This window comes from Bradyrhizobium sp. URHC0002 (assembly GCF_054059515.1).
The window spans coordinates 7386475-7411839 of record NZ_JBSSCF010000001.1 but is presented as its reverse complement, the minus strand read 5'-3'; the positions used below and the strand labels follow the sequence as shown (position 1 = coordinate 7411839).

At 63.5% G+C, this 25365-nt stretch carries 22 protein-coding genes; 12 read left to right on the top strand and 10 right to left on the bottom strand.

Going from position 1 to position 25365, the window contains the following annotated elements; genetic code table 11:
* Nucleotides 1-144 precede the first annotated feature (144 nt).
* Both ACVWVY_RS35955 and ACVWVY_RS35950 read right to left on the bottom strand, forming a co-directional pair.
* Complete coding sequence (locus tag ACVWVY_RS35955; protein ID WP_456630835.1) at nt 145-1479, bottom strand: amidohydrolase; 1335 nt, start codon at nt 1477-1479, stop codon at nt 145-147.
* Nucleotides 1480-1615: 136 nt separating this feature from the next.
* On the bottom strand, nt 1616-1996 hold the full coding sequence (locus tag ACVWVY_RS35950) for a VOC family protein (RefSeq protein WP_456630834.1): 381 nt from the start codon (nt 1994-1996) through the stop codon (nt 1616-1618).
* Between the two features lie 335 nt (nt 1997-2331).
* Between ACVWVY_RS35950 and htpX the strand changes: the two genes are divergently transcribed.
* A complete protein-coding gene (gene htpX, locus ACVWVY_RS35945; protein ID WP_456630833.1) occupies nt 2332-3273 on the top strand; it encodes a zinc metalloprotease HtpX in 942 nt (313 codons plus the stop codon).
* Between the two features lie 325 nt (nt 3274-3598).
* Here the strand turns inward: htpX and ACVWVY_RS35940 are convergent, their stop codons facing one another.
* Nucleotides 3599-4378 (bottom strand): SDR family NAD(P)-dependent oxidoreductase, encoded by a 780-nt coding sequence (locus ACVWVY_RS35940; protein ID WP_456630832.1) that lies wholly within the window; start codon nt 4376-4378, stop codon nt 3599-3601.
* Nucleotides 4379-4542: 164 nt separating this feature from the next.
* On the opposite strand from ACVWVY_RS35940, the gene ACVWVY_RS35935 reads away from it, so the two are divergent.
* From ACVWVY_RS35935 to ACVWVY_RS35925, 3 genes are read left to right on the top strand one after another with little or no spacing between them, the layout of a single operon-like run.
* Nucleotides 4543-5334, top strand: coding sequence for an enoyl-CoA hydratase/isomerase (locus tag ACVWVY_RS35935; RefSeq protein ID WP_456630831.1), 792 nt, complete (start codon nt 4543-4545; stop codon nt 5332-5334).
* Nucleotides 5331-6317 carry a phosphotransferase family protein gene (locus ACVWVY_RS35930; RefSeq protein ID WP_456630830.1) on the top strand — a complete coding sequence of 329 codons (987 nt, stop codon included), beginning with the start codon at nt 5331-5333 and terminating at the stop codon, nt 6315-6317. The genes ACVWVY_RS35935 and ACVWVY_RS35930 overlap by 4 nt, the downstream gene beginning before the upstream one ends.
* A 1-nt stretch (nt 6318) precedes the next feature.
* Complete coding sequence (locus ACVWVY_RS35925) at nt 6319-6693, top strand: DUF6285 domain-containing protein (protein ID WP_456630829.1); 375 nt, start codon at nt 6319-6321, stop codon at nt 6691-6693.
* Nucleotides 6694-6819: 126 nt separating this feature from the next.
* Here the strand turns inward: ACVWVY_RS35925 and ACVWVY_RS35920 are convergent, their stop codons facing one another.
* Nucleotides 6820-7599 (bottom strand): enoyl-CoA hydratase-related protein, encoded by a 780-nt coding sequence (locus ACVWVY_RS35920; RefSeq protein WP_456630828.1) that lies wholly within the window; start codon nt 7597-7599, stop codon nt 6820-6822.
* A 224-nt stretch (nt 7600-7823) separates the two neighbouring features.
* Between ACVWVY_RS35920 and ACVWVY_RS35915 the strand changes: the two genes are divergently transcribed.
* Nucleotides 7824-9098, top strand: a complete 1275-nt coding sequence (locus ACVWVY_RS35915) for an acyl-CoA dehydrogenase family protein (RefSeq protein ID WP_456630827.1) — start codon at nt 7824-7826, stop codon at nt 9096-9098.
* Nucleotides 9099-9211: 113 nt separating this feature from the next.
* Here the strand turns inward: ACVWVY_RS35915 and ACVWVY_RS35910 are convergent, their stop codons facing one another.
* The gene (locus tag ACVWVY_RS35910) at nt 9212-10792 is read right to left on the bottom strand and encodes a fatty acid--CoA ligase (protein WP_456630826.1); all 1581 of its coding nucleotides are present in this window, start codon (nt 10790-10792) and stop codon (nt 9212-9214) included.
* A gap of 106 nt (nt 10793-10898) precedes the next feature.
* Entirely contained in the window at nt 10899-11771 is an 873-nt protein-coding gene (locus tag ACVWVY_RS35905) for an SDR family oxidoreductase (RefSeq protein WP_456630825.1), read from the bottom strand.
* A 100-nt stretch (nt 11772-11871) separates the two neighbouring features.
* Between ACVWVY_RS35905 and ACVWVY_RS35900 the strand changes: the two genes are divergently transcribed.
* The 3 genes from ACVWVY_RS35900 (at nt 11872) to ppc (ending at nt 17387) form a co-directional block, all read left to right on the top strand.
* The gene (locus ACVWVY_RS35900) at nt 11872-12687 is read left to right on the top strand and encodes a crotonase/enoyl-CoA hydratase family protein (protein WP_456630824.1); all 816 of its coding nucleotides are present in this window, start codon (nt 11872-11874) and stop codon (nt 12685-12687) included.
* 151 nt (nt 12688-12838) lie between these two features.
* Nucleotides 12839-14386: an acyl-CoA synthetase gene (locus ACVWVY_RS35895; protein WP_456630823.1), complete on the top strand. Its 1548-nt coding sequence runs from the start codon at nt 12839-12841 to the stop codon at nt 14384-14386.
* Nucleotides 14387-14594: 208 nt separating this feature from the next.
* Nucleotides 14595-17387 carry a phosphoenolpyruvate carboxylase gene (ppc, locus tag ACVWVY_RS35890; RefSeq protein ID WP_456632395.1) on the top strand — a complete coding sequence of 931 codons (2793 nt, stop codon included), beginning with the start codon at nt 14595-14597 and terminating at the stop codon, nt 17385-17387.
* Between the two features lie 166 nt (nt 17388-17553).
* Here the strand turns inward: ppc and ACVWVY_RS35885 are convergent, their stop codons facing one another.
* The 4 genes from ACVWVY_RS35885 to ACVWVY_RS35870 all read right to left on the bottom strand — a co-directional run bounded on the left by ACVWVY_RS35885 (nt 17554) and on the right by ACVWVY_RS35870 (nt 21384).
* On the bottom strand, nt 17554-18666 hold the full coding sequence (locus ACVWVY_RS35885; RefSeq protein WP_456630822.1) for an SMP-30/gluconolactonase/LRE family protein: 1113 nt from the start codon (nt 18664-18666) through the stop codon (nt 17554-17556).
* A 117-nt stretch (nt 18667-18783) separates the two neighbouring features.
* Nucleotides 18784-19698 (bottom strand): SDR family oxidoreductase, encoded by a 915-nt coding sequence (locus tag ACVWVY_RS35880; RefSeq protein ID WP_456630821.1) that lies wholly within the window; start codon nt 19696-19698, stop codon nt 18784-18786.
* Nucleotides 19699-19825: 127 nt separating this feature from the next.
* The gene (locus ACVWVY_RS35875; protein WP_456630820.1) at nt 19826-20965 is read right to left on the bottom strand and encodes a thiolase C-terminal domain-containing protein; all 1140 of its coding nucleotides are present in this window, start codon (nt 20963-20965) and stop codon (nt 19826-19828) included.
* Between the two features lie 5 nt (nt 20966-20970).
* Nucleotides 20971-21384 (bottom strand): Zn-ribbon domain-containing OB-fold protein, encoded by a 414-nt coding sequence (locus tag ACVWVY_RS35870; RefSeq protein WP_456630819.1) that lies wholly within the window; start codon nt 21382-21384, stop codon nt 20971-20973.
* Between the two features lie 196 nt (nt 21385-21580).
* On the opposite strand from ACVWVY_RS35870, the gene ACVWVY_RS35865 reads away from it, so the two are divergent.
* From ACVWVY_RS35865 to alkB, 4 genes are all read left to right on the top strand, one after another.
* Nucleotides 21581-22933, top strand: coding sequence for an amidase (locus ACVWVY_RS35865; RefSeq protein WP_456630818.1), 1353 nt, complete (start codon nt 21581-21583; stop codon nt 22931-22933).
* Nucleotides 22926-23612, top strand: a complete 687-nt coding sequence (locus ACVWVY_RS35860) for a DUF2848 domain-containing protein (RefSeq protein WP_456630817.1) — start codon at nt 22926-22928, stop codon at nt 23610-23612. The genes ACVWVY_RS35865 and ACVWVY_RS35860 overlap by 8 nt, the downstream gene beginning before the upstream one ends.
* A gap of 185 nt (nt 23613-23797) precedes the next feature.
* Nucleotides 23798-24538 carry a 2OG-Fe(II) oxygenase gene (locus ACVWVY_RS35855; protein WP_456630816.1) on the top strand — a complete coding sequence of 247 codons (741 nt, stop codon included), beginning with the start codon at nt 23798-23800 and terminating at the stop codon, nt 24536-24538.
* Between the two features lie 20 nt (nt 24539-24558).
* Nucleotides 24559-25212, top strand: a complete 654-nt coding sequence (gene alkB, locus ACVWVY_RS35850) for a DNA oxidative demethylase AlkB (RefSeq protein ID WP_456632394.1) — start codon at nt 24559-24561, stop codon at nt 25210-25212.
* Nucleotides 25213-25365 lie beyond the last annotated feature (153 nt).

The following is a 25365-nucleotide window of genomic DNA, read 5'->3' as shown; positions in this document are numbered from 1 at the left end:
TTGCGGGCGCGCACTCGGCTCGTTGGCCGGCAATGTAGACGGCGGGAAGGGGCTTGTACAAGCGCGGGCGGAAGGGCGCGATTTTCCGCCTCATGGCAAGCCGGGCCGGTGTCCCGAAATTGGCGAATTACGTTTCCGCCGCGCTCACTTCCGCCGGGCCTTCTCGAACGCACCAATTACCGCGAGCGTCATGGCGGTGACGCCGGTTTCGATGGTTGGCTTCGGCACCGGCGCAAACAGCGGTGAATGATTGGACGGTATTGGCGGGCCGCTGCCATTGCGTGCCGCGTCGATACGTTCCTGGTCATAGGCGCCGATGTTGAACATCATCGACGGCACGCCGGCGCCGGCGAATTCGGAGAAGTCCTCGCTGGCGGTGCCTGGCGGCGAAATCCTGAACCTGTCGCCGAGTGCCGCCTTCAACACATGGGCGACAGCTGTGACCACGTCGGGATCGTTCATGACGGACTTGGTGCCCTCGACGATCTTGATGTCGGGCACCGGCGCCCCCGACATCGCGGCGGCCGCCTTTGCGGTTCGTTCGATCCCGGCATGCATTTTGGCGCGGACCTCGGGCTTGAAGGAGCGAATGGTGCCGGAGAGTTGCACGGAGTCGGGAATGATATTTGGGGCGGTGCCGCCGTGAATGGCGCCGATGCTGACGACGCCGAATTCGGCCGGGTCCTTTTCCCGGCTGATCACGCTTTGCACTTCGACGATGAAACGCGCCGCAATCCCCACGGGATCGATCGTCGTGTGCGGCGCCGAGCCGTGACCGCCGCGGCCCTGGAATGTTATCTCGAGGCCGTCGGCGGCGGATGAGCCGACCCCGCTACGATAGAAGACCATGCCATGAGGACCCGGACCATCATGCAGGGCGAGGGCGATGTCGGGCTTGGGAAAGCGCGTGAAAAGTCCTTGCGCCAGCATGGCACGGGCGCCGGACACAATCTCTTCCGCCGGCTGGGCGATGAACATCAGTGTGCCACGCCACTGGTCTTTCAGGCCAAGCAGTGTCTTCGCCGTTCCGACCCAGCTCGCCATGTGGATGTCGTGGCCGCAGCTATGGGCGACGAACACCTCCCGCCCGTTCCAGTTGGTCTTGTCGCGGCTCGCATAGTCGAGGCCGGTCTTCTCCTCCATCGGCAACCCATCGAGCTCGGTGCGCACCATGATGGTGGGCCCGTCGCCGTTCCTGTAGATCGCAACCAGTCCGGTTATGCCTACGCCTTCGGTGACCTCGAAGCCGAGTGCGCGCATCTCGGCGGCGAGCCGGGCAGCGGTTTTCACTTCCTGAAAGGCAAGCTCGGGATGGGCGTGGAGTTCCTTGTAGAGCACGTCGAGCTTTGGATAGTCGCTCGCGAGCGACGTTTCGATCGCCTTCTTGAGATTGATAACGTCGAGCTCTGCGTGGGCCGGCAGCAGGCTGGCCGCAACGAGTGCGGCGGACACCGCCAGGGATTTGGCAAATCGACTCATGGCGTGGTCTCCCTTGAGTGCGTCGCAACCACTAGCTTGTCATGCCCGGCCTTGTGCCGGGCATCCACGTCTTTCCTTGGTTGCAACGAAGACGTGGATGGCCGGGACAAGCCCGGCCATGACAGAGGAAGGGAAGCTACGACACGATCCGGTGCATCGCGCAGATCTTGTTGCCGTCGAGATCGCGCAAATAGGCGAGGTACATTTTGCCGGCAGAGCCTTCGCGAATGCCCGGCGGGTTCTCGCAGGTCTTTCCGCCATTGGCGATGCCGGCCGCGTGCCAGGCGTCGGCCTGTGCGGGAGACTCGGCCGCAAAGCCGATGGTGCCGCCGTTGGCGTGTGTCGCCGGCTCGCCGTTGATCGGCTTCGACACCGAAAACACGCCGGTCTTGGTGAAGTAGAAAATACGGTGGCCATCGACCTTTGCCGGCCGGACACCCAGCGTGCCGAGCAGCGCGTCATAGAACGCCTTGGCCTTTTCGAGGTCGTTGGTGCCGATCATGATGTGCGAAAACATTTCTTCAATTCCTCCCCAGTGTTTCGGACGGGCAGCCGTGATTGCCTTTTTCGCGGAGCGGAACAACCCCGCGCGCTGCCCGTTGCCGGACAATGTAGACGGCACCCTCAGCGTTGTACAAGCAGGCCCAGGCAGGCCCACGGGCAACCGGCGGGAGGTACGGGAGCCTCCCGCCGGCGCCGGATTACGGTTCGGTAATCCGGCCCGAGAGGGTGGTTTCCGCCGGCAAACGCGGCGCCTCGACGCACCCCGGCATCTTGAAGCGCCGCCAGGGCAATTCTTACCTCTGGGATGCCAGCCTCGGCCTATCCGCCGCCGCCGGCAGGGAGACGACAATGAGCTATCTGAAGACTGCCATTCTGCTGGCCGGTCTTACCGGCCTCTTCATGGGCGTCGGCTATCTGATCGGCGGCGCCAGCGGCGCCGTGATCGCGCTCGCGGTCGCGGCCGCGACCAACCTGTTCGCCTACTGGAATTCGGACCGCATGGTGCTGTCGATGTACGGCGCCCATGAGGTTGACCGCAACAGCGCGCCCGACCTCGTCCATCTCGTGGCCGAGCTGGCCGGGCGGGCGGGCCTGCCGATGCCGCGCGTGTTCGTGATGGACGAGGCGCAGCCCAACGCGTTCGCTACCGGCCGCAATCCGCAGAATGCGGCGGTCGCCGTCACCACGGGCCTGATGCAATCGCTCAGCCGCGAGGAACTCGCCGGCGTGATCGCGCACGAGCTCGCGCACGTCAAAAACCACGACACGCTGCTGATGACCATCACCGCGACGATTGCCGGCGCGATCTCGATGCTGGCGCAGTTCGGCATGTTCTTTGGCGGCAACCGCGACAATAACCACGGCCCAGGCATCATCGGCTCGATCGCCATGATGATCCTGGCCCCGTTCGGCGCCATGCTGGTGCAGATGGCGATCAGCCGTACCCGCGAATATGCCGCCGACGATCTCGGCGCGCGGATCTGCGGCCAGCCGATGTGGCTGGCGTCGGCGCTGTCGAAAATCGCCAATGCCGCGCATCAGGTTCCGAACCCGGAAGCGGAGCGCAATCCGGCAACGGCGCACATGTTCATCATCAACCCGCTTTCGGGTCACGGCATGGATAACCTGTTCACGACGCACCCGGCGACGGAGAACCGCATCGCCGCGTTGCAGCAGCTCGCGGCGGAAATGGGTGCGAATGGCGGGACGCCTTCCGTCAACGCCCGCGGCAACTATCCGCGCCGCAGCCCGTGGGGCCGAACGTCCGCCTCGCGCGGACCGTGGGGATAAATTCGCGTAGGGTGGGCAAAGGAGCGCAAGCGACGTGCCCACTACCACAGTCAGACCTCATCCTGAGGAGCGCGTCTTCGCGCGTCTCGAAGGATGAATGGCACCGGCGGGGCCACATGGTTCGAGACGGCGCTCGCGCGCCTCCTCACCATGAGGGTCGAATGTCTAATAGTTGCGTCGCACTGTCATCACCCGCGAAGGCGGGTGATCCAGTATTCCAGAGACGCTCATGATTGAACCGATAAGCCGCGGCGTACTGGATGCCCCGCCTTCGCGGGGCATGACGGCTTGGGTGTAGCGAGACTTCTCACGCCACACCCAATCGTCAAAACGCCGTGTATCCGCCATCGATCACGAAACAATCCGCCGTATGATACGACGACGCCTTGCTCATGATGTACACGGCGATGCCGCCAAAATCCGTCGGCTCGCCGAAGCGGCGGACCGGGATGCGCGGCATCACATTGGCGACGAATTTGTCGTTGCCCATGATGCCGGCGGTCATGTCGCTCTTGATCCAGCCCGGCAGGATTGCGTTTGCGGTGACGCCGTGGCGCGCGAGCTCAACGGCGAGCGCGCGGCACAGCGCGTTCAGCGCCGCCTTGGTGCCGGCGTAATGCTCGTTACGCGCGGTGCCGAACAGCGACGCGAGGCTCGAAGTGGCGACCAGCCGGCCGAATTTGTCGCCGGCCTCGGCGCGTTCGGTCATATGGCGGGCGGCGACCTGGAACACATGGAAGACGCCATCGAGATTGGTTGCGAACATTTTTCGCCATTCCTCCTCGGTGCGGTCGATGAAGGCGCGCCGTCCACCGCCGCCGATGCCGGCATTGGCAAAGCAGCCGTCGACCCGGCCGAATGTGTCGAGGGTTGCCTGCATCGCAGCCTTGACGGAGGCGGGATCGGTGACGTCGCAGACCTGCGTATGCACCTTGCCGGGACCAGCCGACATGGTTGCCGCCGCGCGCGTGTTCTTCTCCGCGTTGCGGCCCCAGATTGAGACGTTGCAACCGGCAGCATTCAGCGCTTGCGCGATGCCAAGGCCGATACCGCCGTTGCCGCCGGTGATGACGGCCGTGCGGCCGGAGAGATCAAAAATGCTCATGGGATGTTTCCATTTCGTTTGGCGCAAGCTAAGCCGTGCGCCCAGTGGCGGGCAGATGTTCTGGTGCAACCATGGACAAGCGCCGCTGGAAAATCAAATATGGGGCGAGACATCCGATCTTCCGCGTAGCGAAATAGCGCGTAAACACAAGTCATGAGGAAGCAATGCAGTTCAAGCACGTCACGCTCGATTTCGATGGCCCGGTCGCCATTCTCAAGCTCGACCATCAGGAGGTCATGAACGCGGTCTCGATGGACATGCTGGGCGGTCTCGGCGAGGCGCTCGATGCGATCGACGACAAGCGGGAGGAGGTGCGCTGCCTGGTGCTGACCGGCGCCGGACGCGCGTTCTGTACCGGCGCCAACCTGCAGGGCCGCAACAGCCAGAAGCCCGGCAAGAGCAATGCCGGGCAATCGCTGGAGATCGGCTTTCATCCGTTCCTGCGGCGGCTGCGCCGGCTGCATTGCCCGATCGTGTCGGCGGTCAATGGCCCCGCTGCCGGCGCCGGGATGAGTTTTGCTTTGATGGGCGACATGATCGTGTGCGCGCGCTCGTCCTATTTCCTGCAGGCGTTCCGCCGCATCGGCCTGGTGCCGGATTGCGGCTCGACCTGGCTCTTGCCGCGCATGATCGGCAAGGCGCGTTCGGTCGAACTGTCGCTGATGGGCGAGCGGCTGCCGGCGGAGAAGGCGCTGGAATGGGGCCTCGTCAACCGCGTCTATGACGATGCGGTCTTGATGGAGGAGGCAATGAAGCTCGCGCACGACCTCGCCAACGGGCCGACGATCGCGCTGTCCTTGATCCGAAAACTCTATTGGGACAGCCCGGAAAATTCCTTCGAGGAGCAGCTCAACCTCGAATTCGAATCGCAACGCATCGCGGGCGCAGCGGAAGACTTCAGGGAAGGCGTCACCGCCTTCCTGGAAAAGCGCCCGGCCAAGTTCAAGGGCAAATGATCGAGGACCAACTCGGACGCTGCGTCGCCTCCTGGTATCCGGGGGCGAGCGGCGTTGCCGGGGCCGCAAAACTTTCCGGCGGCGCCAGCCAGGAGACCTGGACGTTCGACATTGTGCACCCGAGCGGCAATGTCGGGGCCATCCTGCGCCGCGCGCCGCCGGGCTATGGCGCGTCGCCGGGACGGGCCGCAGGCCTCGATGCCGAGGCGACGCTGATGCAACTCGCACATGATGCCGGCCTGCCGTCGCCGCGCGTGATGCATGTACTGAAGCCCGAGGACGAACTCGGCACCGGCTTCATCATGCAACGCATCGAGGGCGAGACCATCGCGCGCAAGATTCTGCGCGATGAGCAGTTCGCCAAGGCACGTCCGATGCTCGCGCGGCAGCTTGGCTGCGTGATATCAGGCATTCACGGCTTGCCGGCTTCGAGGCTGCCAAAACTGCGCGAGATGAGCGCGACAAAGGAAATCGCCGACCTCGAACGCGAATACCGCAGCTTCAACTGGCCGCGGCCGGTGTTCGAACTGGCGCTGCGCTGGCTGCGCGAGCACGATCCCGGACCGTCCAAGGAAGTGACGCTGGTGCACGGCGATTTCCGCCACGGCAACCTCATCATCGGTCCCGATGGCGTGCGCGCGGTGCTGGACTGGGAGCTCGCGCATTTCGGCGACCCGATGGAGGATCTCGGGTGGATCTGCGTCAATTCCTGGCGTTTCGGAGAGATCGACAAGCCGGTCGGCGGCTTTGGGTCGCGCGAGGATTTGTTCGCGGGCTACGAGGAAGCCGGCCGCAATGTCGACCCCGATCGCGTGACGTTCTGGGAAGTGATGGGCACGCTGCGCTGGGGCATCATGTGCTGCGGCATGATGCAGCGCTTCCGCTCCGGTCCCGATCATTCGATGGAGCGCGCCATGATCGGGCGGCGCTCGTCGGAGACGGAAATCGATTTGCTGAGACTGCTTGCTCCGAGAGGAGGATAAAGTGCAGGACGAACCGACACCCACCGAACTGATCAAGGCGGTCGCCGATTTCCTCCGCAACGAGATCGCCCCCGTCATCAAGGGCCATAACGCCTTCAAGCTCCGCGTCGGCATCAACGCGCTGGATCTCGTGACGCGGCAACTGGCGCTGGAGCAGGGCAACGATGCTGCGGAGGCGGCGCGGCTGAAGCAGTTGCTTGGTTCGGATGGCTCGTTGATCGAATTGAATCGCGCGCTATCGGACAAGATCGCCAAAGGCGAGGTCGATCTGCAGACGCCGGGGCTGGCAGAACATCTCTGGCAGACCACGATGGACAAACTCGCCGTCGATCAGCCGAACTATGCGTCATACAAAAGGGAGTTGGGGAATAAGTAAGTGACTCTCTCCGTCATTGCCTGCGACAAACGCGAAGCGTTTGCGCAAGGAAGCGTAGCGACGAAGCAATCCACACTTTCTTTGCGGCTCGATGGATTGCTTCGCTTCGCTCGCAATGACGGTGAGTCACCGCCCCAGCCATTTCGGCGGACGCTTCTCCGAAAACGCCTTCGGCCCCTCGATGTAGTCCTGCGAGGCCGCCATCGCCTTCACGGCCGGGTACTCGCGCTGCTCGGTGATCGCCTGTTCCAGCGAGCCTTCAAGCCCGCGCTGGATCGCCTGTTTGGAGGCACGGATCGACATCGGCGAATTCTTGGCAATCGTCTCCGCCCAGCGCTCGGCGGCGGCCAGCGCTTCGCCGGCGGGAACCACCTCGTTCACAAAGCCGAGTTCAAGGCCTTCCTTGGCCGACACGTGGCGCGCGGTGAGGATCATGCCCATGGCGCGCTTCAGCCCGATCTGGCGCGGCAGGCGATGCACGCCGCCGGCAAGCGCTGCGAGGCCGACGCGCGGCTCGGGCAGGGCGAAGGTGGCATTCTCCGAGGCGATGATGAGGTCGCAGGCCAGCGCGATTTCAAAACCGCCGCCCATCGCGACGCCGTTGACGGCGGCGATGATCGGCTTGTCGCAGTCGAACCGCGAGGTGAGGCCGGCGAAGCCGCCCTTGTCCCAGCCGCGCTTGCCGCCCGCTGCCTGCCATTTCAGGTCGTTGCCGGCGCAGAACGCCTTGTCGCCGGCGCCGGTGACGATCGCGACCCACTGCTCCGGATCGGCGGAGAAATCGTCGAACACCTTGTTGAGCTCGAAATGCGCGTCGATATGCAACGCATTGTACACTTCGGGCCGCGACAGCGTGATGATCGTGATCGGGCCCTTGCGCGTCACCTTGGAGAATTTCAGGTCCATGTTTGCTCCCGTTTCGATTTTCTGCGGCGAAGAATATTGGCTGCGATCATAGCGCCAGCGCGGCGTCCGATACCATCCAATTACGCAAGGCCCCCGCGCGTGCCAAGCCTCATTCACTTGCTTGACTTGGGCGCGGTCTTCCAACCTTAATCGATCCCTGCAGGAGCGCGGCATAGCGCCTAGACGCAAACCAAAAACAAACGACATTTCCGGGAGAGACCGCCTTGGATTTCAACCTGCCTGCCGACCTCACAGCCTATCTCGACGAACTCGACCGCTTCATCGTGCGCGAGATCAAGCCGCTGGAGGAGGCCGACGACAACATCCGCTTCTTCGATCACCGCCGCGAATGGGCGCGCACCGATTTTGAGAACGGCGGCCTGCCGCGGCACGAATGGGAGGCGCTGCTGCGCAAGGCCAAGAATCTCGCCGACGCCGCCGGCCACCTGCGGTTCGCGATTCCGAAGCGCTATGGCGGCAAGGACGGTTCCAATCTCTGGATGGCCGTGATCCGCGAGCATTTCGCGTCGAAAGGTCTCGGTCTGCACAATGATTTGCAGAACGAGCACTCGATCGTCGGCAATCTGCCCATCGTCACCATGCTCGACCGCTACGGCACCGACGATCAGAAGGCGATGATCGATGGCTCGATCACGGGCAAGTATCGCATCACGTTCGGGCTCACCGAGCCCGAGCACGGTTCCGACGCAACGCATATGGAAACCAGGGCCGTGCCGGCGACCCGCGACAACGTGAAAGGTTGGATCATCAACGGCCAGAAGATGTGGACGACCGGCATGCATGTCGCCACCCATTGCGCGCTGTTCGCGCGTACGTCGGGAAATGACGGCGACGCGCGGGGTATTACCTGCCTGCTGGTGCCGGCCAAGAGCGAAGGCGTCAAGGTCGAGGAGTATATGTGGACCTTCAACATGCCGACGGATCATCCGCGCGTCAGCTTCACGGATGTGTTCGTGCCTGACGATGCGCTGTTCGGCGAGGTCGGCCGCGGCCTGTCGCTCGCGCAATGCTTCGTGCACGAGAACCGCATCCGGCAGGCGGCGAGTTCGCTGGGCGCGGCGGTCTATTGCATTAATGAAAGCGTCAAATATGCGCGCGAGCGAAAGCCGTTCGGCAAGGCGCTGGCCGAGAACCAGGCGATCCAGTGGCCGCTGGTCGAGTTGGCGACGCAGGCCGAGATGCTGCGGCTGTTGATCCGCAAGACCGCATGGGAGATGGACCAGCTCACGCAAGCGCAGGTCGAGCACACGCTCTCCGACCGGGTGTCGATGTGTAATTTTTGGGCCAACCGCCTGTGCTGCGAAGCCGCCGACCGCGCCATGCAGGTCCATGGCGGCATGGGTTATTCACGCCACAAGCCGTTCGAACACATCTACCGCCACCACCGCCGCTACCGCATCACCGAGGGCAGCGAGGAGATCCAGAAGCGCAAGGTCGCGGGATTCCTGTTTGGGTACATGGGAGCGGGGAAGCATTAGCGATTTCGAATCGTAGGGTGGGCAAAGGCGCACTTGCGCCGTGCCCACCATCTATCCGGATCGTAACAGCGGATGGTAGGCACGCTTCGCTTTGCCCACCCTACGGAGCGAGCTCAATTCACCTGCCGGTCCTTCCCCGCCCAATACGGGTCCCGCAAATTCCGCCGCAGAATCTTTCCCGACGGATTGCGCGGCAGTGCTTCCAGAAAGTCGACCGACTTCGGCGTCTTGAAGCCGGCAATGCGTTCGCGGGCAAAATTGATGATGTCGGTGGCGGTTAACTGCTTGCCCGGCTTCATCACCACGATTGCCTTCACCGCTTCGCCCCATTTGTCGTCGGGGATGCCGATCACGGCGGCTTCGGCGACGTCAGGATGATCGCAGATCGCACTTTCGACCTCGGCCGGATAGATGTTCTCGCCGCCGGAGATGATCATGTCCTTGATGCGGTCATGGATATAGAGGTAGCCGTCCTCGTCCATGTAGCCGGCGTCGCCGGTGCGCAGCCAGCCGTCGCTGCCGAGTGTCTTCGCGGTCGCCTCGGGCAGGTTCCAGTAGCCGGCCATGTTGGAGCCGGAGCGGGTGGCGATCTCGCCGACTTCACGCGGCGGCAATCGGTTGCCGTTGGCGTCGAGGATCGCAAGCTCGATGCCGGGCAGCGCCTTGCCGGCGGAGCGCATGCGCTCCAGCCCCTCGACATGATCCTCGGGCGGCAACGCGACGATGGTGCCGGTCGTCTCGGTCATGCCATACAGCTGCACGAAGCCGCATTTGAACACCTCGATGCATTCCTTGAGCAGCGCAGCCGGAATCGGCGAGGCGCCGTAGAGCATGTATTTCAAGCGGGAGAAATCCATCTGCCGCGCCCGCGGTTGCCGCACCACGAACTGCATTGCGGCCGGCACCATGAACAGTTTGGTGATCCCGGACTGCTCGAAGAAATCCAAAATCCTGGTCGGATCGAACTCGCGCGCGATCACGCCCCTGGCGCCGTGGTAGAGGCTCATGACGCCCCAGCCGGAGCCGCCGATATGAAAGATCGGCATCGCCACCAGCGAGACGTCGTCGCTGGTCCATATGTTCCACTCGGGCTTCTCGGCCTCGTTGCCAGCGTGCACCAGATTGAGGAAGTTGGCGTGCGACAGCATCGCGCCCTTGGGCTTGCCCGTAGTGCCCGACGTATAGAGCTGGATCGCGATGTCCTTCGGGCTGATCGGCACCTTCGGGTCGCTGCCGTCGGCCGCGTCGCGCCAGGCCGCAAAATCCTGCCATTCCGGGGCGCCGCCTTCGGTGGTGATCACGTGCCGTACGTCAGGCAGTTGCGCCTTGATGTTGCGGGCCTGGGTGATGAATTCGGGGCCTACGAACAGCACCGGCGCCTTGCAGTCGGCGACGATGAAGGCGACCTCGGGGCCGGCGAGGCGCCAGTTGACCGGCGCCATCACCACATTGGCCTTCATCGCGCCCATCAGCAGCTCGAAATAGAAGTCGCTGTTCTTGCCGAGATAAGCGATGCGCTCGCCCGGCTTGACGCCAAGCCCGATCAGCGCGTTGGCAACACGGTTGGTGTTGATGTCGAATTCGGCGAAGCTGGTCTGGCGTCCCTCGAATTCATAGGCCAGCGCATTGCCGAGCGTCTTGGCGCGATCACGCACCATGTCGGCAAGGTTGGTCAGTTGCTGCGAAGCGGACATGTCTCTCCCGTGGCGTCTTGTTTTCGTTACGCGGAGTTTGGCGTCATCCGGCAACAAAGACAATACGGCACTGTCGTCCCTGCGTTCGCAGGAACGACGGCAGAGGTCACCCCCTTGCGGCGCGATCCTTCTCGTTCTGTGCCTTGATCGAGTCGCGCGCCGTGTTCCAGTCGTCGTCGCTCCAGTCGCGCAATTGATAGAAATTGCCGCCCATCGCGAGTGCCTGCGCGCCGTCCATGGCGATGGTTTCGCCGTTGATCCAGTCGCAGCCGCCGGAGATCAGGAACACCGCAAGGTTCTGCAATTCCTCCATGGTGCCGACCCGGCCCATCGGGTTCTGCGCCCGGGTGCGCGCGCCGGCCTCGTCGCCGGGCTTGATGCGCTTGCTCATGCCCTCGGTCGGGATTTCGCCCGGCGCGATGGTGTTGAGACGGATGCCGTGCTTGCCCCATTCGACCGCCAACGACATGGTCATGGCGTGGATCGCCGATTTGCTCATCGCCGACGGCACCACGTAAGGAGAGCCGTTGCGCACCCAGGTCACGGTGATCGACACCACGTTGCCGGGCAGCTTGGCGGCGATCCAGCGCCGTCCTACCGCGTGTGTCACATAGAATGTTCCATGCATCACGATGTTGGCGACGGCATCGAAGCCGCGCGGCGACAGCTCTTCCGAGCGCGAGATAAAATTGCCGGCCGCATTGTTGATGAGATCGGTGAGGGGACCTTCGGTCCAGATCGCTTCGATCATCTCGTCGACGGCCATCGCATTGCGGATGTCGACGCCGTGGCTGATCACACGCCCGCCATGAAGGTCCATCAATTCAGTCGCAGTCTCGTCGCAGACGATCTTGCGGCGGCCGCAGATGTGGACCTCAGCTCCCAGTTGGAGAAACCGTGCGGCCATGGACTTGCCGAGGCCGGTGCCGCCTCCGGTCACGAGAATGCGCCGCCCGGCGAGAAGCTGATCGTTGAACATCGTTTCCACCCAGGGGATTGTCTGTTAATTGGTCGATTGACTAAAACCGGCAACGGCCGTTCTGTAAAGCGCCAAGAAGGAAGTGTGGAGGAGAATTCTCATGGAACAACGCGTCTCGATATCGATTTCGGACGGCATCGCTGACGTCCGGCTGGTGCGGGCGGACAAGATGAACGCGCTCGATGCCGCGATGTTCGAGGCGCTGGTGGCCGCGACCGAGCGGCTTGCCCATGAAAAAGGCGTCCGGGTGGTAGTATTGTCCGGGGAGGGGCGGGCGTTCTGCGCCGGCCTCGATATGGGGCGTTTTGCTGCGATGAAGGAGAGCGGCGGTAACGGGATCGCCGGTGGCGAGAAACGGGACCTCGCTGCACGCACGCATGGGCTGGCGAACTTTCCGCAGCAGGCGGTATGGGGCTGGCGTCAGCTCCCGGTGCCGGTCATCGCCGCGATCCAGGGCGTGGCCTTTGGCGGCGGCTTTCAGCTCGCACTCGGCGCCGACATGCGTTTCCTGACGCCCGACGCGCGGATGTCGATCATGGAGATCAAATGGGGGCTGGTGCCCGATATGGCCGGCACGCCGATCCTCGCGAGCCTGGTCCGCGACGATATCCTGCGCGATCTGACCTACACCGGGCGCATCTTCTCGGCGCAGGAAGCCATGAGCTACGGTCTCGCGACGCGGATCTGCGACGATCCACTTGCTGCGGCCTTCGAGGTCGCGCGCGAAATCGCCGGCAAGAGCCCGGACGCGATCCGCGCCGCCAAGCGCATGCTGAACAATTTGTCCGTCGACCCGGGTCCGGCGCTGCTTGCCGAATCCGTCGAGCAGCAGAAGTTGCTCGGCAGCCCCAACCAGACCGAAGCCGTGCGCGCCAATATGGAAAAGCGCGCGCCGCGGTTTGCGGAGGCGGGATAATTTGCCGTCATCACCGGGCTTGTCCCGGTGATCCACGTCCTTTGTAACCCGAGCAAGATCGTGGATGGCCGGGTCACCTAGCGCGAAGACGCGCTTCGCGCTTTTGCCCGGCCATGACGATCTGAGAAGTCCTCGTAAGAAAAAGAAGGCAATGACCGAAACCTCATCCCCCTTCCTCGGCATCATCAGTGGCCCGCGCAGGCGCGGCCACGACGAGATCGCCGATCGCGCCGACCGCATCGCCAGCGGCTTGCAAAAACTCGGCGTCAAGCAGGGCGACAGCGTCGCCATGCTGATGCGCAACGACATCGCCTTCATCGAGGCGGCCTATGCCGCGATGCGGCTCGGCGCCTATGGCGTGCCGGTCAACTGGCATTTCAAGCCGGAGGAGATCAATTATGTGCTGAAGGATTCCGGCACTTCGGTACTGATCGGACATGCCGACATGCTGCATCAGTTGCGCGAGGCGATACCGCAAGGCGTCACTGCGCTCAGCGTGCCGACGCCGCCGGAGATCCTTGCCAACTACAAGATCAATCCGGATCACCTTGCCACGCCCGATTTTGCGATCGACTTCGAATCCTGGCTCCTGCAGCACCCGCGCTATGACGGGCCGGCGGTGCCGCAGCCGCAGAACATGATCTATACCTCGGGCACGACAGGCCATCCCAAGGGTGTTCGTCGTTTCGCCCCGACGCCGGACCAGACCGCCAACGCCGAACGCATGCGAAGCCTGATCTACGGCCTAAAGCCGGGCGCCCGCGCGCTGCTTCCGGGGCCGCTGTATCATTCCGCGCCGAACTCATTCGGCCTGCGCGCCGGCCGACTTGGCGGCGCGCTGGTGATTCAGCCGCGCTTCGATGCGGAAGAATTTTTGCGTGTGGTCGAGACCGAGAAGATCGACACCATCTTCATGGTGCCGACCATGTTCATCCGGCTGATGAAGCTGCCGGAAGAGGTCCGCAGGAAGTACGACATGTCCTCGCTGCGCCACATCATCCATGCCGCTGCGCCATGTCCGGCCGACGTCAAGCGCGCGATGATCGAATGGTGGGGGCCGATCATTTACGAATTCTACGGCTCGACCGAATCCGGCGCCGTCACCTTCGCCACTTCCGAAGATGCGCTGAACAAGCCCGGCACGGTCGGCAAGATTTCGCCCGGCGCGGAGCTGCGTTTCATCGGCGACGACGGCAAGGAATTGCCGCAGGGCGAGATCGGCGAAATCTATTCGCGGATCGCGGGCAATCCTGATTTCACCTATCACAACAAGCCGGAAAAACGCACCGAGATCGATCGCGAGGGGTTCATTACCTCGGGCGACGTCGGTTACATCGATGCCGACGGCTATGTCTTCATCTGCGACCGCAAGCGCGACATGGTGATTTCGGGCGGCGTCAATATTTATCCCGCTGAAATCGAGGCCGCGCTGCATGCTATCCCCGGCGTGCATGATTGCGCGGTGTTCGGCATTCCCGACGCGGAGTTTGGCGAGGCGCTGATGGCGGTAGTGGAGCCGCAGCCAGGCGTGACGCTCGACCTGGTTTCGATCCGCGGTCAGCTCAGGGTGTCGCTCGCCGACTACAAGGTGCCAAAACACATCGAAATCCAGGCCAACCTGCCGCGGGAAGATTCCGGCAAGATCTTCAAGCGCCGTCTGCGCGATCCCTATTGGGAGCGGGCAGGGCGGAGGATTTAGGTAGGTTCAGCCGTCATGCCCGGCCTTGTGCCGGGCATCCACGTCCTTGCTTGCCGAGCGAAAGACGTGGATGGCCGGGACAAGCCCGGCCATGACGGATTCATCGAAATCATCGCTGTCCCATCTTTATCTTGCACTGCGGCAAAAAACTTGCACACTCGGAATTGCCGGGCAATTTCTGAGGTAGCCAGCCATGTCTTCCCAGATAGTGTCTTCCCAGACCATGCCTTCCGAGACCGAGGCCCGGCCCAATCGCAGCGACGAGGCGCTGGCGCTGGAGGAAGACGCGCAGCTGCGGACGGATATCCGACTGCTCGGGCGAATTCTCGGCGATACCGTGCGCGACCAAGAGGGCGCCGACGTGTTCGACCTGGTCGAGCGCATCCGGCAGACCTCGATCCGGTTCCACCGCGACGAGGACAAGCTGGCGCGGCGGGAACTCGAGACCATCCTCGATAGCATGTCGACCAGCGACACCGTGCGGATCGTCCGCGCCTTCAGCTATTTCTCGCATCTCGCCAACATCGCCGAGGACCAGAACAACATCCGCCAGATGCGCGGCCGTGGCCCCGGCGGGCCGCGGCCTAACGCGCTCACCCAGACCTTGGCGCACGCAAAGGCGGCCGGCTTCAGCGCCGCCGACCTGGGCCGCTTTTTCAGGGAGGCGCAGGTCAGCCCGGTGCTGACCGCGCACCCGACGGAGGTTCGCCGCAAGAGCACGATCGACCGCGAGATGGAAATCGCCGCGCTGCTCGACCGCCGCGAGCGGGTGCAGCTCACGCCGGATGAGGTTGAGGCCAGCGACGAGCAGTTGCGCCGTGCCGTGCTGACGCTGTGGCAGACCAACCTGCTGCGCCGGACCAAGCTGACCGTGCTGGACGAGGTTTCGAACGGCCTGTCATTCTACGACTACACGTTCCTGCACGAGGTGCCCCGGCTGCATTGCGAGCTGGAAGACCGGCTCAACCGGGAGGAGGGCGGCACATCCGGCGAGCTGGCATCGTTCCTGACCATGGGAAGCTGGATCGGCGGCGACCGCGACGGCAATCCGTTCGTCACGTCGGACGTGATGCGCGGCACGCTGCGGCTGCAGTCGAGCCGGGTGATGAACTTCTATCTGGAGGAGTTGCACGTCCTCGGTTCGGAACTGTCGCTGGCCGCGCATCTTGCCGACGTCTCCGACGAATTGCGCGCGCTGGCCGGGCGCTCGCCCGACACCTCGCCGCATCGAAGCGGCGAACCGTATCGCCTCGCGGTATCCGGCATCTATGCCCGCCTGACGGCGACTGCGGTGCGGCTGGAGGTCGAGACCACCCGCCGGCCGGTCGGCGAGGCCGCGCCCTATGCGAGCGTGAAGGAATTCAAGGCCGATCTCGACGTGCTCGAGCGTTCGTTGATTGCGAACAATTCCGGCGTGATCGCGCGCGGCCGGCTGCGGTCGTTGCGCCGGGCCGTGGATTGTTTCGGCTTCCATCTCGCCCGGCTCGATATCAGGCAGAATTCCGCGGTGCATGAGCGCACGGTGGCGGAACTGTTCGACGCGGCGATCCCCGGGATGTCCTATCTGGACCTCAACGAAGAAGCCCGCATCAATCTACTGCTGAGCGAGCTGCGCAGCGCAAGGCCGCTCACCTCGGCCTTCGTCAAGTACAGCGAGGAGACGCTGGACGAACTCGCGGTGTTCCGCGCCGCCGCCGAGGCCCATGCCAGGTTTGGCACCGACGTGATCCACCAATGCATCATCTCCATGTGCAAGGGGATGTCGGACATGCTGGAGGTGGCGGTGCTGCTGAAGGAGGTCGGCCTCATCAACCCGTCCGGCCGCAGCGCCATCAACATCGTGCCGCTGTTCGAGACCATCGAGGATTTGCAGGCCTCATCCGGCATCATGGACCGGATGCTGTCGCTGCATGATTACCGCCGGCTGGTGGACAGCCGCGGCGGCATCCAGGAAGTGATGCTCGGCTATTCCGACAGCAACAAGGATGGCGGCTTCGTCACCTCGGGCTGGGAGCTCTACAAGGCCGAAATCGAGCTGGTTGAGGTGTTCGAACGCCACCATGTGCGCTTGCGGTTGTTTCACGGCCGTGGCGGATCGGTCGGTCGCGGCGGCGGTCCGAGCTATGACGCTATCATTGCACAGCCGGGCGGGGCGGTGAACGGCCAGATCCGCATCACCGAGCAGGGCGAGATCATCTCCAGCAAATATTCCAACCCGGAAGTCGGCCGCAGCAATCTGGAAATCCTGGCCGCGGCGACGCTGGAGGCGAGTCTCTTGCATCCCCGGCAGAGCGCGCCGCGCAAGGAATATCTGACCGCGATGGAGCAGGTCTCCGCGCTGGCCTTCAAGGCGTATCGCGGGCTGGTCTACGAGACCGAGGGTTTTGCCGATTATTTCTGGGGCTCCACCGTCATCACCGAAATCTCGACGCTCAACATCGGCAGCCGCCCGGCGTCGCGCAAGAAGACCCGCGAGATCGAAGACCTCCGCGCCATTCCCTGGGTATTCAGCTGGGCGCAGTGCCGGCTGATGCTGCCGGGCTGGTACGGATTCGGCTCTGCGGTCGAGACCTGGATCGCGGAACATCCGGAGCAGGGCATGCCGTTCCTGCAGGAGCTCTACCGCGAATGGCCGTTCTTCCGCACGCTATTGTCCAACATGGACATGGTGCTGGCCAAGAGCTCGATCGCGATCGCCTCGCGCTACGCCGAACTGGTGCCCGACGTGAAATTGCGCGAAAGCATTTTTGGCCGCATCCGGCGCGAATGGCATTCGTCGATCGAGACGCTGCTCGACATCATGGGACATGAACGTCTTTTGCAGGGCAACCCGCTGCTGGAACGCTCGATCCGCAACCGCTTCCCTTATCTCGACCCGCTCAACCACGTGCAGGTGGAATTGCTAAAGGAGCACCGCGGGCACAGTCCGGACGAACAGGTGCTGCGCGGGATTCAGCTCACGATCAACGGGATTTCGGCGGGGTTACGGAACAGCGGGTGAGGGGTCCCAAACTCAGCCGTCGTCCCGGCGAAAGCCGGGACCCATACCGCGTGATCTGTCGATAAGGCAGGATGGGAGACATCCTTCTCCAGCACGACGCCCTGCGGTTATGGATCCCCGCGCCGGTGCGCAATTGCGCGGGGACGACGAGTGGTGATGATGCGCTTCAACAATTATGCGCGCCCTGCGTCTCCACATAGACCGCGTACAGCGACTGGCTTGCCGTCATGAACAGCCGGTTTCGCTTCTTGCCGCCGAAGCAGACATTGGCGCAGGTCTCGGGCAGTTTGATCTGGCCAATGCGCGCGCCGTCGGGGGCGAAAATGTGCACGCCGTCGTAGCCGTCGCCGACCCAGCCGGCGCCGACCCAGGCATTGCCGTCGGTATCGACACGAAGGCCATCCGGAAAACCTGATTTGCCGTCGAGCGTCATGTCAGCGAACATGCGTGGATTGGAAAGCTTGTCGCCGTTGAGATCGTATTGCCAGACGATGTTCTTGGCGTTCGGGTAGTGGGTGATGCCGGTATCGCAGACATAGACCTTCTTGTAGTCGTGGCTGAAGGCGATGCCGTTCGGCTTGAACGGGTCGTCGGCAACCTTGGTCACCTGGCCGGTCTGCGCGTCGACACGGTACACCGCCTCCTTCTGGAAGGGTTGGTTCGAGCCGTTTTTAACGTTCTGCCCCTCATAGAGGTTGATCGAGCCGTAACCGGGATCGGTGAACCAGATCGACTTGTCATTGGGGTGAACGACCATGTCGTTGGGCCCGTTGAGCGGCTTGCCGTTGGCCTGTTCGGCGAGCACCGTGAGCGAACCGTTATGTTCGAAGCGGACCAGGCGGGTCCGCTCGGCGGTGATCTGCCGGCTCTCGAAATCGAAGGTGTTGCCGTTGCTTTCGTTGGATGGTTTGCGGAACTGCTGCGAGATATGGCCGTCATCGTCGAGGTAACGAAGCTGACGATTGTTGGGAATGTCGCTCCATACGAGGTATTGGCCAACCGTGTTCCAGGCTGGACCTTCGGCCCACAGACACCCCGTAAACAAGCGCTTGATCGTGGTGTTGCCGACCTTGGCTTTGAAGCGCTTCTCGTCGATCACGACAATATCGGGATCAGGGTAGCGCTGTGGTTCGGTGCCGGGCCCGTAATTGCGGGCGAGTGCTTCCGGCGCGGCGATCGCGGTTGCCGCGAGCGCGGTTGCACCGCGCAACAGCTTGCGGCGGTCGAGTCCGCTCGCGCCGCCGTCCTGGTGGTCGGGTGAGATGGTCAGACGCGTCATGATTTCCTCCCACGTTTTTATTGTTGGGAGGCAATCCTGTGCCTGCATTCAGGCATAAAGCGGGCGAGTTGCGATGGAACCGGCGGCCGGCACGGCTCCATCCGGATTACGAGATCCTCAAATCGGATCCCAGGGGAAAATGTCCGCGGAGCGGTCGAGCTTGTAGAACGATCCCTTGAGCGCCGGCATGCCGTGCTCGGCGATGGTCTGTGGCGTCCAGCCTTCGCTCCGCTGCACTGAGCGCAGCGGACGGTTCTGGCTGAACAGGAAGATCTCGTTCATCCGCACACCGAAGATCTGCCCGGTGACGTCCTTGGCGGCATCGGAAAGCAGATAGGCGCACACCGGCGCGATCTTCTCCGGGCCCATCTGCTTGATCTTCTCGACGCGCGCCTTCTCCGCATCGGTCTCGGTCGGGATGGTGCCGATCATGCGGGTCCAGGCGAATGGCGAGACGCAGTTCGAGCGCACATTGAAGCGGCCCATGTCGAGCGCGATCGACTTCGACAGGCCGACGATGCCGAGCTTCGCTGCGGCGTAGTTGGCCTGGCCGAAATTGCCGATCAGGCCCGAGGTCGAGGTGAAGTGCACGAAGGAGCCGCTCTCCTGTTCGCGATATATCCGCGCCGCGGCGTGAGAGACGTAGAACGAGCCCATCAGATGCACCTTGATGACGGCTTCGAACGCTTCCACGCTCATCTTGTGGAAGATCATGTCGCGCAAAATGCCGGCATTGTTGACGACGCCGTCGAGCCGGCCGAAATGATCGGTCGCGGTCTTCACGATCTTGCTCGCGGGGATCGCTTCCGCCACCGACTCGAAGTTGGCAACTGCAGTCCCGCCGCGCTTCTTGATCTCCTCGACCACTTCCTCGGCGGGTGCCGCGTTCGAACCGGCGCCATCAGCGGCAACGCCGGGATCGTTGACCACGACCTTGGCGCCTTCGGCGGCGCAGAGCAGCGCGATCTCGCGCCCGATGCCGCGGCCCGCGCCGGTGACGATGATGACCTTGTCTTGCAGTGATTTTGTCATGGGGAGTTCTCCTGTTGTCCTTGATTATTCCGGGGCGCGCGGAGCGCGAACTACGATGCGCAATTGCGCATCTGAGAATCGAGATTCCGGTCTGGTCCTTCGGACCATCCCGGAATGACGGAGGTTGTTACTTCTCGTTCGTAAAAATAATCGTACCACTTGCCGCGAACATGCCGCCGACACCATGGCAGACCGAAATTTTCGCGTCCTTGACCTGCGCCGGCGCGATGCCGCGCATTTGCCGCACGCTCTCCTGCAGCGCGTACATGCCGTACATGCCGGAATGCATATAGCTCAATCCGCCGCCATTGGTATTGAGCGGCAGCTTGCCGCCGGGGCGGGTGTTGCCGTCGGCGATGAACTTGCCGGTTTCCTCGTGCGGCATGAAGCCGAGATCGCCGAGGCCGAACAGCGGCAGATGCGCAAAGGCGTCGTAGATCATCAGGTGATCGACGTCCTTGTGGGCGATGCCGGCCTCGCGGAACGCGGTGGGACCCGCGACCTTGAAGGCCCGCGAGGAGTTGAACGTCTCCATCTGGCTGACCATCGGCGTTTCCACGCTCTCGCCGGTGCCAAGGATATAGACCGGCTTGTTCGGAAAGTCCTTGGCGCGATCGGCAGAGGTGAGGATCAGCGCGCCGCCGCCGTCGGTAACGAGGCAGCATTGCAGGATGCGGAACGGATAGGCGATCATCCTTGAATTCAGGACGTCCTCGACCGTGATCGGCGCCTTCATGGTGGCGCGCGGATTCTTCGCGGCCCATTCCCGCTGCACCACGGCGACCATGGCGATCTGCTCATGGGTGATGCCGTAGGTCTTCATGTAGCGCAGCACCGGGATCGGGAACATGCTGGGCGGGCCGTAGACGCCGAATGGCGACTCGAACTGGCCGTTCAAACTGTCAGGCGGCGTCGAGCGCGGCAGTTTGCCGATCATCGACTTGCCGCTTTCGGCGTGCGTGATCAGCACGGTCTTGCAGAGGCCGGCCTCGATCGCGGCTGCGGCATGGCGGACGTGCAGCATGAACGAGCAGCCGCCGACGGAGGTGCCGTCCACCCAGGTCGGCGTGATGCCGAGGTAGTGGGCGATCTGCTGCGGGGTTTCGACCGCAGTGGCGATGCCGTCGATGTCGGAGAGTTTCAGCCCGGCATCGGCGATGGCGTTGAGCGCCGCATCCGCGTGCAACTGGATCTGCGACATGTTCGGGATGACGCCGAGCTCGGTGGTCTCGGCTGCGCCGACGACGGCGACTGCATTTTTGCGCATGGTGCTTAGCCCTTCGCCGGACGGAACAAGGGAAGGGTGATCTTGTCGTCGAGTTTCTCGAATGCGACTTCGAGCTTCATATCGAGCTCGAGCGCCTCCGGCGTCTGCGGGCAGTCGATGATGTTGCTCATCATGCGCGGGCCTTCGTCGAGTTCGACGACCGCGATCGCGTATGGTGGGGTGAAGCCGGGCGCTGCCGGGCGATGGTTGATGACGTAGCTGTAGAGCGTTCCCTTGCCGCTGGCCTTGAACACGCTGACCTTGCGCGAGGCGCAGGAGGGGCAGAACGGGCGCGGGGGAAAATAGACATTGGCGCAGGCGTCGCAACGCTGCAGGCGCAATTCACCGGCCTGCGTTCCATCCCAGAAATGTTGGGTTTCAGGCGTGGATTTTGGTTTTGCGCGCGCGGGCTCCGCCATATCGGCTATTCTCCTTGGGCGCGGGCGTCCACCCGCTTGTTGCGGTCTTGATGCGATATTGACCGATCTCCGTCAACGGTCCCAGCAGCGGTGCTGTCGCATGGCCGCATTCCCTGCGCGTGAGAGCGCTTGTATGCCAGCCCGTCATCGGAGATAGTCCGCGCCACGGTAAATCGAACAGGTAATCAAGAACGCCATGCCGAACCATCCGACACTCGCCAGCCTTGCCGCCGACCTCGCCACTGGGCGCACCACCGCGCGCAAACTGGTCGATGAATGTCTCGCAAGGATTGCCGATCCCGCCGGCGAGGGCGTGCGGACCTTTATCCACGTCGACAAGGCCGCAGCGATCGCAGCGGCCGATGCGATGGACCATCTGCGTAAAGCCAACGCGGCGCCGTCGCCTTACGCCGGCATTCCCGTCTCGATAAAAGACCTGTTCGACATCAAGGGGCAGGTGACACGCGCCGGCTCGCGCGCGCTGGAGGAGGATTGCACGCCGGCCGAGGCCGATGCACCCGTTGTGGCGCGGCTGCGCCGGGCCGGCTTCATCGTGATCGGCCGCACCAACATGACCGAATTCGCCTATTCCGGCATCGGCATCAATCCGCATTACGGCACGCCGAAAAGCGTCTGGAATCGGAGTGTCGGCCACGTGCCCGGCGGCTCGTCCTCGGGCGCGGCAGTGTCGGTCGCCGATCGTATGGCGCATGGGGCGCTCGGCACCGACACCGGCGGCTCCTGCCGGATTCCGGCAGCCTTTAACGGCATCGTCGGCTTCAAGCCGACGCAGGCCCGTGTGCCGCTCGACGGCGGCGTGCCGCTGTCGTCTTCGCTCGACAGCTTTGGGCCGCTGGCGCGCACCGTTGGCTGCTGCGCCGTGCTCGACGCCGTGCTAGCGGATGAGGCCATGCAGCCGTTGCAGCCGCGCCCGGTCAAGGGCATGCGGCTGGCGGTCCCGACCACGATCGCGCTGGACGATCTCGACGACGAGGTCGCGACGACGTTCGAGCGCGCATTGGAAACGCTGTCGCGGCAGGGCGCGTCGATCGAGCGGATCGAGGTGCCGGAATTCCACGACGTCGCCGTGATGAACAGCAAGGGCGGATTTGCCGCTGCGGAAAGCTACGCCTGGCATCGCTACCTGATCGTCAGCCATGGCGACGTCTATGATCCCCGCGTCCACGTCCGCATCCTGCGCGGCGAGGGCATTAGCGCTGCCGACTATATCGATATCCTCAACGCGCGCCGCTCGTTCATCGCCCGCACCGAAGCGCGCATCGCGCCCTACGATGCGCTGGTGCTGCCGACCACGGCGAATGCGCCACCCAGAATCGCCGATCTTGCCGATGACAAGGCCTTCGCCACGCAAAATCTGCGCGCCTTGCGCAACTGCACGCTGATCAACATGCTCGACGGCTGCGCGATCTCGCTGCCGGCGCATCGCGAAGGCGAGATGCCGGTCGGGCTGATGCTGGCGGCGGCCGGCGGATCGGACCGCCGCATCTTCGAACTGGCCGCCGGAATGGAGAACATCATCCGTGTTTGATCTGACCTTCAATGTCGACGACAAGGGCATGTTGACGCCGCTGACGCTTGCGATCGATCAGGCCGTCATCGCCGGCTGGACCGGCCGCGATCCGGTGGCGCGCGACAAGCACATCGCCGAACTCGAAGCGATCGGCATCGCGCGGCCAGCGTCGACTCCGATCTATTACCGCTGCTCGGCGCGGCGCATTACACAGGCCGACCGCATCGAGGTTTCGGGCGAAAACTCCAGCGGCGAGGTCGAGTTCGTGCTGATCGGCTGGCAGGGCCGCATCTTCGTCGGCTGCGGCTCCGACCATACCGACCGCAAGGTGGAAGCCTACAGCGTCACGGTCTCAAAGCAGATGTGCGACAAGCCGGTGGCCTCGGTGCTGTGGGAACTCGAGGACGTCATCGCTCACTGGGACAAGATGGTCCTGCGCTCCTGGGCCGTCATCGACGGCGCGCGCGTGCTTTATCAGGAGGGCACGCTCGATGCCATGTTGCCGGTCAAGGACCTGATCGACCGCGGCTTCGGGGGGAAGGGACTGCCCGACGGCTGCGCCATGTTCGGTGGCACCTTCGCCGCCAAAGGCGGCATTCGCCCGGCTGATCGCTTCGAGTTCGAGCTGGAAGATCCCGTGCTGAAGCGGAAGATCAGTCATGTGTATGATGTGATTACGATGCCGGTGCTGGGCTGATCCTGTCGTCCCTGCGAACGCAGGGACCCATTCGCCGCGGCACCAATTGTTTTGGAAGACGTTAGCCATCTCGCTTTTATCGATAGGACAACGCGGTATGGGTCCCTGCGTTCGCAGGGACGACGTGGTAAGGGCCTGCCGGAAATCGGGTGGCGAATGTCCGGGTGGTTTGCGAGACTGCCAGCATGAAAGCAACCGCAAGAAATATCGACCGTTCGACCGACGTCGCCGCCCGCGTCGATGCCATCGACTGGACGCAGGCGACCGCCGACCTCGACGCGCAGGGCTGCGCGGTCCTGAAGGGACTGCTGTCGCCGGAAGAGTGCGCCGCGCTGGCCGCGCTCTATCCCGACGACAAGAATTTCCGCAGCAAGATCGTGATGGGGCGTCACGGCTTTGGCCGCGGCGAATACAAATATTTCGCCTATCCGCTGCCCGATCCGATCGCAGAGTTGCGGCCCGCGCTCTATGCGCGGCTTTGCGGCACAGCCAATCGCTGGAACGAGACGATGGGGATCGACATCCGCTATCCCGACCGGCACGAGGCGTTCCTGAAACGCTGCCACGACGCCGGACAGACGCGGCCGACGCCGCTGCTGCTGCAATATGGCGAGGGCGATTACAATTGCCTGCATCAGGATCTCTATGGCGAGCATGTGTTTCCGCTGCAGGTCGCGATCCTGCTGTCGGAACCGGGGCGCGATTTCGAAGGCGGCGAATTCGTGCTGACGGAGCAGCGGCCGCGGATGCAGTCGCGGCCCGAGGTGGTTCCGCTGAAGCAGGGCGACGCGGTTGCCTTTGCTGTGCATCACCGGCCGGTGCAGGGGACGCGCGGGCCCTATCGCGTTAACCTGCGCCATGGCGTGAGCCGGATCCGCTCCGGCCACCGCCATACCGTCGGCGTGATCTTTCACGACGCCAAATGAAGAAGTGAGTGCAGGCTGCATTGACGGCTGATCTGTTCGAAACCGTTCCCGATGTGCGTCCGTCGCGCGAAGCGATGGCCGATGGCGCCGTGTTGCTGCGCGGTTTTGCGCGATCGTTCGAAGCCGAACTGCTTCCGGCACTTCGTGCGATCGTCAAACAGGCGCCGTTCCGGCATCTGATTACGCCGGGCGGCCACCGTATGTCGGTCGCGATGACCAATTGCGGCAGTGTCGGCTGGGTGTCGGACAGCACCGGCTATCGCTATGACGCCATCGACCCCGAGTCCAGACAGCCATGGCCGGCGATGCCGACCGTGCTGCGCAGACTAGCGGCCGACGCTGCGTTGGACGCCGGGTTCAACGTGTTCGAGCCGGAAGCCTGCCTCATCAACCGCTATGTGCCTGGCGCGAAGCTGTCGCTGCATCAGGACAAGGACGAACTGGACCTTGCCGCGCCCATCGTCTCGGTCTCGCTGGGGTTGCCGGCTATCTTCCTGTTCGGCGGCGCAAAGCGCGCCGACAAGCCGAACCGTTACCGGCTGGAGCATGGCGACGTCGTGGTGTGGGGCGGCCCGTCACGGCTGTTCTTTCACGGCGTGGCGCCGCTTGCAGACGGCGAGCACGCCGTGATGGGCCGCCAACGCATCAACCTGACTTTTCGCAAAGCGCGGTGACTTGGCTTCCATTCCTGCGGAAAGGCCGATGAAGGATTTCCGCTGCGCAACATTCATTGGCCGGCTCTGACCAATGTTGCGCGCTTGATGTGTGAGCTAACTCATACGACCGCCACCCTATTCAGCCTACCGTTGCAATGGGAAATCGTAGCT

Coding starts and splice junctions, on each gene's coding strand:
- ACVWVY_RS35955 (WP_456630835.1), bottom strand. CDS start 1,479: ATGAGTCGATTTGCCAAATCCCTGGCGGTGTCCGCCGCACTCGTTGCG.
- ACVWVY_RS35950 (WP_456630834.1), bottom strand. CDS start 1,996: ATGTTTTCGCACATCATGATCGGCACCAACGACCTCGAAAAGGCCAAG.
- htpX (WP_456630833.1), top strand. CDS start 2,332: ATGAGCTATCTGAAGACTGCCATTCTGCTGGCCGGTCTTACCGGCCTC.
- ACVWVY_RS35940 (WP_456630832.1), bottom strand. CDS start 4,378: ATGAGCATTTTTGATCTCTCCGGCCGCACGGCCGTCATCACCGGCGGC.
- ACVWVY_RS35935 (WP_456630831.1), top strand. CDS start 4,543: ATGCAGTTCAAGCACGTCACGCTCGATTTCGATGGCCCGGTCGCCATT.
- ACVWVY_RS35930 (WP_456630830.1), top strand. CDS start 5,331: ATGATCGAGGACCAACTCGGACGCTGCGTCGCCTCCTGGTATCCGGGG.
- ACVWVY_RS35920 (WP_456630828.1), bottom strand. CDS start 7,599: ATGGACCTGAAATTCTCCAAGGTGACGCGCAAGGGCCCGATCACGATC.
- ACVWVY_RS35910 (WP_456630826.1), bottom strand. CDS start 10,792: ATGTCCGCTTCGCAGCAACTGACCAACCTTGCCGACATGGTGCGTGAT.
- ACVWVY_RS35905 (WP_456630825.1), bottom strand. CDS start 11,771: ATGTTCAACGATCAGCTTCTCGCCGGGCGGCGCATTCTCGTGACCGGA.
- ACVWVY_RS35900 (WP_456630824.1), top strand. CDS start 11,872: ATGGAACAACGCGTCTCGATATCGATTTCGGACGGCATCGCTGACGTC.
- ACVWVY_RS35895 (WP_456630823.1), top strand. CDS start 12,839: ATGACCGAAACCTCATCCCCCTTCCTCGGCATCATCAGTGGCCCGCGC.
- ACVWVY_RS35885 (WP_456630822.1), bottom strand. CDS start 18,666: ATGACGCGTCTGACCATCTCACCCGACCACCAGGACGGCGGCGCGAGC.
- ACVWVY_RS35880 (WP_456630821.1), bottom strand. CDS start 19,698: ATGACAAAATCACTGCAAGACAAGGTCATCATCGTCACCGGCGCGGGC.
- ACVWVY_RS35875 (WP_456630820.1), bottom strand. CDS start 20,965: ATGCGCAAAAATGCAGTCGCCGTCGTCGGCGCAGCCGAGACCACCGAG.
- ACVWVY_RS35870 (WP_456630819.1), bottom strand. CDS start 21,384: ATGGCGGAGCCCGCGCGCGCAAAACCAAAATCCACGCCTGAAACCCAA.
- ACVWVY_RS35865 (WP_456630818.1), top strand. CDS start 21,581: ATGCCGAACCATCCGACACTCGCCAGCCTTGCCGCCGACCTCGCCACT.
- ACVWVY_RS35855 (WP_456630816.1), top strand. CDS start 23,798: ATGAAAGCAACCGCAAGAAATATCGACCGTTCGACCGACGTCGCCGCC.